The sequence below is a fragment of the Phocaeicola paurosaccharolyticus JCM 15092 genome, assembly GCF_000613805.1.
Lineage (GTDB): Bacteria > Bacteroidota > Bacteroidia > Bacteroidales > Bacteroidaceae > Phocaeicola > Phocaeicola paurosaccharolyticus.
In genome coordinates, this window is sequence record NZ_BAJR01000001.1 from 273,776 (window position 1) to 286,765 (window position 12,990).

Here is a 12,990-nt window from a genome sequence, read left to right on the forward strand (position 1 = left end):
CACAATTTATTTACTTTTTCTCTGCAATTCTAAGTTTAGCACTTCTAGATCGTGGGTTTCTCTCTATCTCCTCAGGGGTAGGAGTGATCACCTTATTGTTGATAAGTTTAAACGGAGATTGTATGTTTCCAAAAAAATCCTGCTCAATCTTACCTTCAAAATTTCCTGATTTTATAAAGTTCTTTACTATTCTGTCTTCTAAAGAGTGATAAGTTATTACAGAAAGTCTTCCACCAGGCCTTAGGTATTCAGCAGCTGAGTATAGCATCTCTTTTAGTGCTTCCATCTCTTGGTTTACCTCTATACGCAATGCCTGAAACACTTTTGCCATCTCTTTTTTCTCTCTGTCTCTACCAAATAGAGGCTGGACTATATTAATAAAGTCTGATGTATTTTTTATCGAAGTTGTAGCTCTTGATTTAACAATCACAGAAGCTAATTTTCGGCTGTTTTTGAGTTCTCCATATAGATAGAGAATTGAGGCCAACTGTTCCTCCTCGTATGTGTTAAGGATATCGGCAGCCGTCATGCTTGCTTTTTGGTTCATTCTCATATCAAGTTTTCCGTCAAATCTAAATGAAAAACCCCTCTCAGAATCATCAAAGTGGTGTGATGATACACCTAAGTCAGCAAGAAGTCCGTCTATCTCATCAATGCCGTGGTATCTTAAGAAATTGGCAAGGTATCTGAAGTTACTTCTTACGAAAGTAAATCTATTGTCGTCAACGATATTTCTTTCTGCATCTTGGTCCTGGTCGAATCCCAATAAACGTCCATCGTCTCCAAGACGTCGCAATATTTCTTTAGAGTGTCCGCCGCCACCAAAAGTGACGTCAACGAAAACTTTTCCATTTTCTAAGTTTAGGCCGTCGATACTCTCATTCAAAAGTACCGGGATGTGATATGTAATGTTCTCGTCACTCATTCTTACTCTTCTGCTTTTTTATTGTTATCCATCATCTTCTGCAATTCCAAACTAAATTCTTCAGGGTTCATGAATGGCTGCTCGCACAACTCTGTTGCCCAAATCTCAATAGTATTGTCCACACCAATGACTTTTACCTCCTGATTGATGTGGGCTAACTTAATATATCTTTTTGGTAATAGAAAACGTCCGTTGCTGTCGAGTGAAACAATCTCAACATCTGAAACGAACTGACGGAATATCATTTGATCTTTAGGGTTCCACTTGTTCAGTCGGCTTCTTAACTCGTTGAGTTCTTCATTCCACGTACTCTCAGGACACAATACGAGACAGTCTTGGAAAATGTCTTTTCTAAGAATAAGATATTCTTCAGAGGCATTTTGAAGCTGTTTTCTGAAAATTGATGGAAGAAACAGTCTTCCTTTTATGTCAATTTTCATCTCAATATTCCCTAAGAATCGCATGTATTACACCTTATTAATATAAAACTTGATGTAAAAGTACACAATTCCCCACAATTCCCCACAAATTATATAAGAAAATAATAAAAAAATTATCAACAGGTTTTTGCCTCTATTTACTAACCTCTTTCGAGGGCATATAAAGTGAGCTATTTTTAACCGATAATGCTTTTTGTTACTCTTGTTTTATGATGCTAAATGAAACATTATGTGAAATAAATGGTTAATAACCTTATAAATGTTGGTTTTTTATATCATTAATCATCATTTTTTTTACTCAGAATATCAATTTTTAAAAAGATAAGTTATTTTTGCATACACAAAGTTTATGATGATGAAAGAGGAATCTATCTTTTTGATCAATATTGATAAAATAATTGAAGAAAAAGCTGGTAAAAAAGCTAAATATGTACCCGGACTTTTAAGACGTTATTTAAAGCGTATAGTTCATCAGGATGAGTTGAATGAATTTCTGATTGAATCGAAAGATAAAGTTGGTGTTGATTTTCTTGAGGCTTGCATGGGCTTCTTGGATGTGAAGGTAGATGTTTTTGGTAAAGAGAACCTTCCTAAAGAGGGGTGCTTTACTTTTGTAAGCAATCATCCACTTGGTGGTGTTGACGGAGTCGCATTAGGATATATATTGGGTTCTTATTATGATGGAAATGTTAGATATTTAGTAAATGACCTTTTGATGAACCTACATGGATTGGCACCATTGTGCATTCCTATCAATAAGACCGGAAAACAATCTAAAGACTTTCCTAAAATAGTAGAACAGGGCTTCAGCTCGCCTAATAACATAATAATGTTCCCAGCTGGAATTTGTTCAAGAAGGCATAACGGAATTATTAAAGATATTGATTGGAAGAAGACTTTTGTAACAAAAAGTGTAGAGACAAGACGTGATGTTGTTCCGTTGCATTTTGAAGGACAAAATTCTAATTGGTTTTATAATTTGGCAAACATATGCGATAATCTAGGTTTGAAGATTAATGTCGCTATGCTTTACCTTGCTGATGAAATGATGAAAAATAGGCATCAGACATTTAAGTTGACCATAGGTAAGACAATTCCTTGGGAGACTTTTGATAAGAGCAAAACACCGCACGACTGGGCACAATATGTAAAAGATATTGTCTACAAACTATAAAGGCAGAAGATATTAATGATACAAATGGAAGAAATAATTACCCCTATTAGTAAGGAGGTGCTAAAGTCAGAATTGACTGAAGAGAAGAGACTCCGATTTACCAATAAGAGTCATAACGAGATATACGTTATTACTGCTCAGAATTCTCCTAATGTTATGAAAGAGATAGGTCGATTGAGAGAAATAGCATTTAGAGCAGCTGGTGGAGGTACTGGTAAATCTATGGATATTGATGAGTATGATACTATGGATGATCCATATAAACAACTCATAGTATGGAATCCTGAAGGAGAAGAAATTTTAGGAGGATATAGATATCTGTTGGGTGATGAAGTTAAGTTTGATGAAACAGGCAAACCGATACTTGCAACATCTCATATGTTTAATTTCTCTCAAGAATTTATTAAAAATTACCTGCCTTACACTGTTGAACTAGGTAGATCCTTCGTTACTCTTGAGTATCAGTCATCACGTGCCGGCTCAAAAGGCCTGTTCGCTTTGGATAATCTTTGGGATGGGCTTGGAGCACTTACTGTTATTAAACCAAATGTGAAGTATTACTTTGGTAAAATGACAATGTATCCTAGTTATCACCGTCAGGGGCGAGATATGATTCTGTATTTCCTTAACAAGCATTTTGGAGATAAGGATAAGCTTATTACTCCGATGAAACCTTTGGAAATTGAGACAAATCGTGACTTCTTAGAGAATCTTTTTTGCTGTAACTCATTCAAGGAGGATTATAAAATTCTGAATACAGAGGTTAGAAAGCTTGGATATAATATACCCCCTCTTGTTAATGCCTATATGGGTCTTTCACCAACAATGAGAATGTTCGGCACCGCCATAAACTATGGTTTCGGTGATGTAGAGGAGACAGGTATACTTATTGCTGTAGATGAGATATTGGAAGATAAAAGAGTAAGACATATAGAGTCGTTTGTAAAAGAGCATCCAGAGGCTTTGAGATTTACTTCAGGAGCTAATCCTATCATATCAAAATAGATTATTATCGAAACATACAGATAAACAATATTATAGAGCTCGGATTTGATTCGGGCTCTTTTTATAATAACTTCTGTTGGTGATAAATATCTGTCTGTTAAAAGGTAGGCTCACTCCGAAACATTGGAGATTTCACAAATTCTATTTCTTCTTGATAAATATTATTATCTTTGCTTCGTGTTAAGAAAAGAGAGAATCAGTTATTTTCATTGTTCGGGAAAATGAATCATGATAGACTGTTCAACCGATCATGATTCATTGATTAGCCGATCATGATCCATTACTTAACCGATCATGATTCATTGATTAATCTGTCATGATCTATTTATAAACCGATCACGACAGATTTTATTATACTAACTGATGAACCGGATTTTATTCCCAACTTTGGTTTTCGAGATTATACAGCAGGAATGCTGTCCCCGTTTATTTTGCGATAAAGATCAAGAGCATATATATCCGTCATACCTGAGATATAGTCGAGCACACCCTGAATGCGTGTATAGATATCCTCATCGCATATATTGTACTGGTTTGATACTCTGTTTATTAGAAGTCTTGAATATGCCTTCTCAGGTGAGTTTACGGCATCTACCATAAGCCTATGAGAGTGTTTATTATCTTGAAACCGGCAAGCTCAATATCAACGACGTCTCTTGAGTGATAAATCTTTTGTATAGCAACTTCCGAGCATCTATTATATGCAGTGCGAGCCTTTTCGGACATGCTCTTTATGAGAGTAGAATTAAAATCGCCATCAAGTATCTTCTCCTCATTTTTCATGAATGCTTCGGTGCACTCATTAATCATGATGCTTATTGCCAGTGAGCGTAGGTAGGCAATCTGTTCATTCTTATCGGTTACTATTTTGCATATATTTTTTATACTTTCAATCTTCTTATCTGTAAAGAATGTAGAGTATAGGTCCACGCTCTCCTGGAAGGTTAGAATCTTAAGTTTGTATGCATCTTCTATATCCATCATCTGATAGCATATATCGTCTGCAGCCTCTACTAGATAAACAAGAGGGTGTCTTGCAAAGCGTAGCGGCTCATTCTCTTTGCTTAGTTGTCGGATACCAAGTTCAAGGGCAATTTTTTTATAATCCTGTTCTTCAGAAATAAAAAATCCAAATTTCTGTTTGTTACCGGCAAGTTGCGATGAAAAGGGGTATTTTACTACAGAAGCCAATGTTGAATATGTAAGCACAAACCCTCCTTTACGTCTTCCCTGGAATTGATGGGTAAGTAGACGGAGGGCATTTGCATTTCCTTCAAAATGAGTGAGGTCATTCCATTGACTATCTGTGAACTTACTTCTTAGCTCAACTCCTTTGCCTTCTGAGAAGAATGTGGCTATTGCCTTCTCTCCTGAGTGACCGAAAGGTGGGTTGCCAAGGTCGTGTGCAAGACAAGCGGCAGAGACTATTGAACCAATCTCGGAGATATGAGTTTCCGATAGACTGGGGTGTTTTTGAAGAAGCTTAGTTGAAATTATATTTCCTAATGAACGACCAACACACGAAACCTCAAGGCTATGTGTAAGACGGTTGTGCACGAAGATACTCCCAGGCAGAGGAAAAACCTGTGTCTTATTCTGTAGTCTGCGGAATGGAGCTGAGAAGATAAGTCTGTCATAATCTCTTTGAAACTCAGACCTATCGTCTTTTCTTAAATCATGAATTTCTTCAAGTCCAAGTCGCTTGTTTGATATCAGTTTTTCCCATTCCATTTTACACTGTCGTTTATTTGCAAAAGTATAAAACTTCCTTTTAAAAAAGTGTAAATAGATAGATTATTACATTGATTTTACTAAATTCGCAAAATGTTAATAAGTTTGATAAAACGATGAAAGTAAAGATTATTAATAAGTCACATCATCCGTTGCCGGCATATGCAACCGAACAGTCGGCAGGGCTCGACATACGTGCAAATATTGATACCCCAATTGAGTTAAAACCCCTCCAAAGATGTCTTGTTCCGACAGGACTATATATGGCTTTACCAAAAGGGTATGAAGCTCAAGTAAGACCAAGAAGTGGTTTGGCAATAAAAAAAGGAATTGGTGTTTTGAACTCTCCTGGTACAATAGATGCAGATTATAGAGGTGAGATTTGTGTAATATTGATTAACCTTTCATCCGAGAATTTCATTATTGAAGATGGCGAGAGAGTAGCCCAGCTTGTAATCTCTAAGTTTGAGCAGACTCAGTGGGATGAGGTGGAGGTACTTGACGAGACCGAACGTGGTGACGGAGGTTTCGGTCATACTGGAAAAAAATAGAAGATGAAGAAAACTATATTGATAGAAAAAATCATACTGGCGGTTTGTATTGTGTTCTCTATGATCTCATGCGGGACACTGAAGAGCCATAAAGAAACCTTGCCTGTGCACAAAAATGTGGTTGCATCAGAAAACTTATCTGCTGATGCACAGAGAAGGTATGACTATTTCTATCTCGAAGCGTTACGCTTGAAAGAGAAAGGTGAATACGATGCTGCATTCGACTTGTTGAATCATTGTGTCAGTATAAACCCAAACGGAGCAGCTTCATTATACGAACTTTTCAGGTTTTACATGTATATGAAGCAACCTGAAAATGCAGAAAAAGCATTAAAGAAAGCAGTAAAAATCTCTCCTGACAACTATTGGTATAAGCAAACGCTAGCATCCTACTATCAGGATAAAGGACTTTTGCCGGAGGCTATTTATGTTTTCGAAGATATGTCTACACAATTTCCTACACGCTTGGAACCGCTTATCTCATTGGTCGATTTATACAATAGGACTAAAGATTATGATCAGGTTATCGCAACATTGAACCGTCTTGAGGGCCTTGACGGGAAGTCGGAGCAGATAAGTATGGAGAAGTTCAGGATGTATCTCAGTAAAGGAGACGATGTTAAGGCGTTCACAGAGATTGAGAATCTTGCAAAGGAGTATCCATATGATATGAGATATATGACAATCCTTGGAGATGTATATCTTAATAATGGAAAGAGCGAAAAGGCTTATGATACCTATATGAAAGTTTTGCAGAAAGAGCCTGGATATGCTCCAGCAATGCTCTCTCTGGCATCTTACTACGAGAAACAGGGTAATGACTCACTTTATCAGAATCAGATAGATTCTGTACTTCTTAATGAATCACTGGATAGTAACTCCAAACTTGATATCATGAGAGGCCTTATAGTTAAATCTGAACAGACAGACAAGGATAGCATAAAGATTGCATCTCTTTTCAACTCTATCTTGATGAAAAAACAGGAAAATGCAGATATTGCAATGCTCGCTGCTCAATATATGCTTAGCAAGAATATGAATAAGGAGTCGGTACCTATACTCAATATGGTTCTTGAAATTGATCCTGAGAATACTCCTGCTCGTCTGCAATTGCTTAACTTTGCTCTTAAAGAGGAGAATGCTGAAAAGATTATTGATATATGCAAACGTGCTATAGAGTATACTCCCGAAGTATTGGAGTACTATTACTATCTGGGATTATCATATCATCAGAAAGAGATGACAGATGAGGCACTTAGTGTTTTCAAAAAAGGCGTGGGCCAGGTTACCTCTAAGAGTGATAAGAATATAGCGTCAGATTTCTATGCTATAATGGGAGACCTTTATCACGTAAAAGGAATGAATAAGGAGGCTTATGCAGCTTATGACTCTTCTCTGGTTTATAAAGCTGACAATATAGGTGCTCTTAATAACTATGCATACTATCTGTCGGTGGAGAAAACGAACCTTGACAAGGCAGAAGAGATGAGTTATCGTACAGTAAAGGCTGAACCAACTAATGGGACCTATCTTGACACTTATGCATGGATACTATTTGAAAAAGGGAAATATGCTGAAGCAAAGATATATATAGATCAGGCATTGATTAATGATGGTGATAAAAGTTCTGTAGTAGTTGAACATGCTGGTGACATATATGCCAAGAATGGAGATATAGAAAAAGCAGTTCAATATTGGGACAAAGCATATAAATTAGCTCAGGAAGGTGATTCTGATAATGGAAACAAGAGAGAAGTAAAAGAGCTTAACTTGCTTAAAAAGAAAATTGCACAAAAGAAATATTTATTACAATGATGAAAAGGAACTTTATCTATCTATCCCTGTTCATTATGGTTTCTATGGTATCTTCGTGTTCTTCTACAAAGAAGATGACAAAGAGTGTAACTGTAGGTGAACTAACAGAGAGAGAATATGTAGATAAAATTATAGATAACAGAAATAAGTTTGATGTCATATGGGCAAAATCTGTGTTCACCCTCATTTTTGATAAGAAAGATCCTATCAGCGTTTCAGGAACAATGAGGATAAAGAGAGGTGAGGTAGTTATGCTTTCCGCTGTTCCTCTGCTCGGTATAGAGGTGGCAAGAGTAGAAATTACTCCTTCAGGTGTGCTTGTTATTGACCGAATGAAGAAGAGATATGTCAAGGTTTCATATTCAGAACTGAATAGTTATGTAAAGAAGAGTTTCGACTATAATTCTCTTGAGGCGCTTTTTATAAACTCCATATTTATACCAGGTGCGAATGGCTTATCGACTCATAGCTCTGATAGATACAAAATATCTAAGGATGCAGACAATGTTACTATACATGTAGATAGTTCAAAAGAACTGAATTATAGCTTTATTACAAGTTCGTCTAGCGGCCGACTTATAGAGAGTGACATATGCCTTAAGGGTACTCCTTATACCATGAGATGGAAATATGGCAACTTCAGACCTTTGCAGAATAGTGAGTTTCCATCGGTGATGAATGTAAACCTAGATGGAGTTAAGAATAAAATTTCTCTTGAAATAGAACTGACAAAGCTAACGAACAATTCTGACTGGACCTATACGACAGATATTCCCAAAAAATATGAAAAGGTCGGATTGGATGATATCTTAAAAATTTTTGCTAAATGATGAAACGTTTTCTACTCTTATTAATTACATGTCTGTCTGTCTTTTTTGTATCTGCTCAATCTACAAAGAAGATTAAAGAGTTGGAGTCGCAGAGAAATCAGTTGCGTGAACAGATTGCAAAGTCCGAGACTATATTGAAATCGACTAATAAAGATGTCAAGAGTCAGTTGGCTAACCTTGCACTTATAAATGGGCAAATTATAGAGAGGAAGAAATATGTTTATCTTATGGAAGAGAATCTGAAGGAACTAGGAAATGACCTTTTTAAATTGCAGAAGCAGCTTAATGCTCTTCAAAGGGATTTGAAAGATAAGAAAGATAAATATGAAGCTTCTGTAAAATATCTATATAGGAATAAATCTATCCAAGATAAGCTTTTGTTTATTTTATCGGCAGATAACTTCTCACAAACATACCGTAGATTGAGATATGTTAACGAGTATGCCAACTATCAGCGTGTTCAGGCTAAAGAGATAGAGAAAAGACAAGTTCAGGTAAATGCAAAGAAGGCTGAAGTGGAGAGTGTAAGAGAGGAGAAGTCTAAATTGCTTAGACAAGGAGAAGAGGAGAAGGCAAGACTTGAGATTCAGGAGAAGGACAGGCAGGTAATTTTAGGGTCTCTTAAAAAGAAGCAGAATAGCATTCAGGCTGAGATAAACAAGAAGAAACGTACAGCTCAGAAACTTAACGCCCAAATTGACAGGCTTATTGAAATTGAGATAGAGAAAGCTAGAAAGAGAGCTGAGGAAGAGGCTAGAAGGAAGGCAGCAGAGGAGGCTAGGAGAGCTGAGGCATTAAGAGAAAAAGAAAAGGAGAGCAGCAAGAGTACTGCCAAGAAATCGACTAAGTCTGTAGAAAAGAGAAAAACAGAAAAAGCAAAACCTCTTGAAATTTTCAATATGAACGACAATGACAGACATTTGTCTAGTAATTTTGAAAGGAACAAGGGCATTCTTCCTGTACCTGTAACCGGACCATATGTGATAGTCAGCCACTATGGTCAGTATGGTGTCGATGGGCTGAAGAATGTAGTACTTGATAACAAGGGAATAGATATAAAAGGGCAGAGAGGTGCCAAGGCTAGAGCGATATTTGATGGAGAGGTATCTGCTGTATTCCAATATAATGGATTAAGTAATGTCTTAATCAGACACGGACAATATATATCTGTATATTGCAATCTTTCATCTGTATCAGTATCAAGAGGTAATCGTGTCGGAACGCGAGACGTTATTGGTAATATAAGTACTGACTCATCAGGAAATACCATACTCCATTTCCAGCTCAGAAAAGAGACTTCTAAGCTGAATCCGGAAACTTGGTTAGGCAGATAATCTGGTTTTTAATCAGATTATCAGTCCATCAAGGATATTTATGTATGTCTCTATACCCGATTCAATCTCATTGAGCATTATGTACTCATCTGCTGTATGAGAACGAGATGACTTTCCTGGGCCAATCTTTATTGATGGGAATTTCATGAGTGCCTGATCTGAAAGAGTAGGTGAGCCATAAGGTGTCAGCCCTAGTTCTACACATCTCTTTACGAATTGATGGTTACCATCAATCTTCGAAGAATTTAGTCGGAATGAACGTGCAGTGACCTCGCTGGTTACATTTCCCTTTATTTTATTGAATAGCTCTTCATTAGACCAGTTCTCATTACTCCTTATATCTACGACAAAGCTACATGTGTCAGGAATTACATTATGCTGACTTCCTGCATTGATTTGAGTAACGCTCATCTTAACATCTCCAAGTAATGGGGAGCCATTTCCGAATTTATAATTCTTGAACCAGTTAATATCTTCCATTGCAAGATAGATTGCATTTATTCCCTCCTCGCGAGCTGCATGACCAGCTTTTCCTCTTGCTACTACGTCAAGAACCATCAGCCCCTTCTCGGCAACTGCAGGTTGCATCTCAGTAGGTTCTCCTACAATACCTAGGGATATAGGAGGTAGTTGAGATATTACGCTCTCAATACCGTCTTTCCCGGAAACCTCTTCTTCGCATGAAGCGAGGAATATAAGATTGTAGTTCTGTCTCTTTTGAGAGAGGTATCTGTAAACCTGGAAAAGAGAGACTAGACTTGCGCCAGCATCGTTGCTGCCAAGTCCATATAACTTGCCATTCTCCAACTTTGGAGTGAATGGATGCTTACGCCATCCATTTACCGGTTTTACAGTATCTATATGTGAGTTTAAAAGGATGGTAGGTTTCTTTAAATCAAAGTCCGGTGCAATACACCAAACATTATTGCCTGATCTTCCTGTAAGTATTCCAGCCTCCTCTATATATGTCTGTAAGAAGTCTGCCGCTTTATCTTCTTCACGGCTTAATGAAGGAATTCTGATTAGCGAACTAAGCAAAGTTATCGCCTCTGATGAGTAATATTCTATATCAACCATAACTATATCTTTTTGTAATACAAAGATACATTATTAGTAAAATAAGTTTGTTACTATTCTAATAATAATTAAGTTAATAGTGCAACTACATATTCATTCTAAGCTTGTTAACCCTTTGAGCCGTTGGCTAAATTAATGATATAATGTTATGTGTAATTCCAAATTAAACCATACCTTTGCGGCAATTTAAAATGATTTGTAATGAATAAAACACTATTATCAGATCTAATTTACAATCAGTCCGAGAAATATGGTGAACGTGTTGCACTGAGATTTCGTGATTACTCAACTGAGTCGTGGATCCCTGTGACATGGAATAGTTTCTCTGATTTTGTAAGAAAAGCAGCCAATTCATTAATACATCTCGGAGTTAAGGAACAAGAAAACATAGGTGTCTTTTCGCAAAATAAGCCAGAATGCCTTTATGTCGATTTCGGAGCTTTCAGTGATAGGATTGTAACTATACCACTTTATGCAACAAGTTCTGAAACTCAAGTTGAATATATTATTGAAGATTCTTCAATAGAGTATATTTTTGTCGGTGAACAATTTCAATACGATGTAGCATATGAGGTACTTAAAAAGGACAACGCGCTGAAACATATTATTATATTTGATTCTGAGGTAAGCAAAAAGAGTGATGACTTATCATCTATTTATTTTGATGAGTTCGTATCATATGGAAGTGACTTTAAGTATGATGAGGAGGTTGAAAGAAGAATTGCTCAGTCTACTAAAGATGACCTAGCAAATATATTATATACTTCAGGAACAACGGGTGAGCCTAAAGGAGTTATGCTTCACCACTCATGCTATGAAGCGGCAGTGCCTGCTCATATTGAGAGACTTAAAGATATGACAGGTGATGAGGTTGTCATGAATTTCCTTCCATTTACACACGTATTTGAAAAGGCGTGGACATACTATTGTCTTTGCAGAGGTTGTGAAATGTGTATCAACCTAAAACCGTCGGATATTCAGAGAACAATTAAGGAGATTCGTCCAAATCTGATGTGTAGTGTTCCTAGATTTTGGGAGAAGTATATTCAGGTGTTCAAGAGAAGATTAATTCTACTAAAGGTATCGCTAAAGTTATCATGCTTGACGCAATTAAGACTGGAAAGAAATATAACATTGATTATAAGAGAGCAGGAAAGAAAGCCCCTCTATTTCTTTCAATGAAATATAAACTCTACGATAAGAGCGTCTATACACTTCTGAAGAAAACCATAGGTATTGAAAGAGGAAGTTTCTTCCCAACTGCAGGAGCTGCTATACCAAATGCTGTTGAGGAGTTTGTTCATTCAGTAGGTATAAACATGATTGCAGGATATGGACTAACTGAATCTACGGCTACTGTCTCTTGCCAATGGAAAGATGATTATGACATTGGTTCTGTAGGTAAATTAATGCCTAATGTTCAGGTTAAAATTGGCGAGAACGATGAAGTCTTGTTGAAGGGTGAGACAATAACAAAAGGTTATTATAAGAAACCTGAGGCTACAAAAAATACTTTTACCGAAGATGGATGGCTCAGAACGGGAGATTCCGGTTACTTTAAAGATGGTAATTTATATCTTAAAGAGAGAATAAAAGACCTTTTCAAGACGTCTAATGGCAAATATATAGCACCTCAGGCTATTGAATCAAAGATTGTAGTTGACAGATATGTTGATCAGATAGCAGTGATTGCAGATCAAAGGAAGTTTGTATCAGCACTTATCATACCTGAATATAAACTTGTTGAAGAGTATGCTAAGAGTAACGGCATCGGATACTCATCAATGGAAGAGTTATTGAATAATCCAAAGATTATCGAACTCTTCACTAAAAGAATAGATGCTCTTCAGACTGAATTTGCAAGCTATGAGAAGATCAAACGTTTTACTCTTCTTGCCAATCCTTTCAGTATGGAGAGGGGAGAGCTTACAAATACATTAAAGATTAAGAGAAATGTTCTTTATACGAACTACTCTAAAGAGATAGACAAGATGTACGAGTGCTAAAATTCTCGTATCTCTCTGCAAAGTGCAATCCGTCAGTTATTACTAATGCGGGTTGCACTTTGTATTTTATATATTCTAATTCTTATAAATAGAACTCATAGA

9 protein-coding genes and 2 pseudogenes are annotated in these 12,990 nt (G+C 36.7%); 7 read left to right on the forward strand and 4 right to left on the reverse strand.

All coding sequences use genetic code 11. The annotated features are described in order from the left end of the window. Positions 1 to 10: 10 nt before the first annotated feature. On the reverse strand, positions 11 to 925 hold the full coding sequence (gene rsmH / locus JCM15092_RS01090) for a 16S rRNA (cytosine(1402)-N(4))-methyltransferase RsmH (protein ID WP_024993038.1): 915 nt from the start codon (positions 923 to 925) through the stop codon (positions 11 to 13). A gap of 2 nt (positions 926 to 927) precedes the next feature. Next, on the reverse strand, positions 928 to 1,389 hold the full coding sequence (mraZ, locus tag JCM15092_RS14550) for a division/cell wall cluster transcriptional repressor MraZ (RefSeq protein WP_034541393.1): 462 nt from the start codon (positions 1,387 to 1,389) through the stop codon (positions 928 to 930). 331 nt (positions 1,390 to 1,720) lie between these two features. Here mraZ and glsA point away from each other — a divergent pair, with 331 nt between their 5' ends. Further along, positions 1,721 to 2,539, forward strand: a complete 819-nt coding sequence (gene glsA, locus JCM15092_RS01100; RefSeq protein WP_024993039.1) for a lyso-glycine lipid O-acyltransferase GlsA — start codon at positions 1,721 to 1,723, stop codon at positions 2,537 to 2,539. Positions 2,540 to 2,563: 24 nt separating this feature from the next. Further along, positions 2,564 to 3,544, forward strand: a complete 981-nt coding sequence (gene glsB / locus JCM15092_RS01105; RefSeq protein ID WP_024993040.1) for a glycine N(alpha)-acyltransferase GlsB — start codon at positions 2,564 to 2,566, stop codon at positions 3,542 to 3,544. 400 nt (positions 3,545 to 3,944) lie between these two features. On the opposite strand, the pseudogene JCM15092_RS14555 reads toward glsB, so the two are convergent. Next, positions 3,945 to 5,275, reverse strand: a pseudogene (locus JCM15092_RS14555) (deoxyguanosinetriphosphate triphosphohydrolase). 116 nt (positions 5,276 to 5,391) lie between these two features. Between JCM15092_RS14555 and dut the strand changes: the two are divergent. From dut to JCM15092_RS01130, 4 genes are read left to right on the forward strand one after another with little or no spacing between them, the layout of a single operon-like run. Beyond that, positions 5,392 to 5,826 (forward strand): dUTP diphosphatase, encoded by a 435-nt coding sequence (gene dut, locus JCM15092_RS01115; protein ID WP_024993041.1) that lies wholly within the window; start codon positions 5,392 to 5,394, stop codon positions 5,824 to 5,826. A gap of 3 nt (positions 5,827 to 5,829) precedes the next feature. Next, positions 5,830 to 7,641: a tetratricopeptide repeat protein gene (locus JCM15092_RS01120; protein WP_024993042.1), complete on the forward strand. Its 1,812-nt coding sequence runs from the start codon at positions 5,830 to 5,832 to the stop codon at positions 7,639 to 7,641. Continuing rightward, entirely contained in the window at positions 7,638 to 8,471 is an 834-nt protein-coding gene (gene lolB1, locus JCM15092_RS01125) for a lipoprotein insertase outer membrane protein LolB1 (protein ID WP_024993043.1), read from the forward strand. Before JCM15092_RS01120 ends, lolB1 begins: the two co-directional genes overlap by 4 nt. Then, complete coding sequence (locus JCM15092_RS01130; RefSeq protein ID WP_024993044.1) at positions 8,471 to 9,805, forward strand: murein hydrolase activator EnvC family protein; 1,335 nt, start codon at positions 8,471 to 8,473, stop codon at positions 9,803 to 9,805. The genes lolB1 and JCM15092_RS01130 overlap by 1 nt, the downstream gene beginning before the upstream one ends. A 12-nt stretch (positions 9,806 to 9,817) precedes the next feature. Here the strand turns inward: JCM15092_RS01130 and JCM15092_RS01135 are convergent, their stop codons facing one another. Then, positions 9,818 to 10,882 carry a M20 family metallo-hydrolase gene (locus tag JCM15092_RS01135; protein ID WP_024993045.1) on the reverse strand — a complete coding sequence of 355 codons (1,065 nt, stop codon included), beginning with the start codon at positions 10,880 to 10,882 and terminating at the stop codon, positions 9,818 to 9,820. 201 nt (positions 10,883 to 11,083) lie between these two features. On the opposite strand from JCM15092_RS01135, the pseudogene JCM15092_RS14560 reads away from it, so the two are divergent. Beyond that, positions 11,084 to 12,888 (forward strand): annotated as a pseudogene (locus JCM15092_RS14560) (AMP-dependent synthetase/ligase). The last annotated feature ends 102 nt before the right edge of the window (positions 12,889 to 12,990 follow it).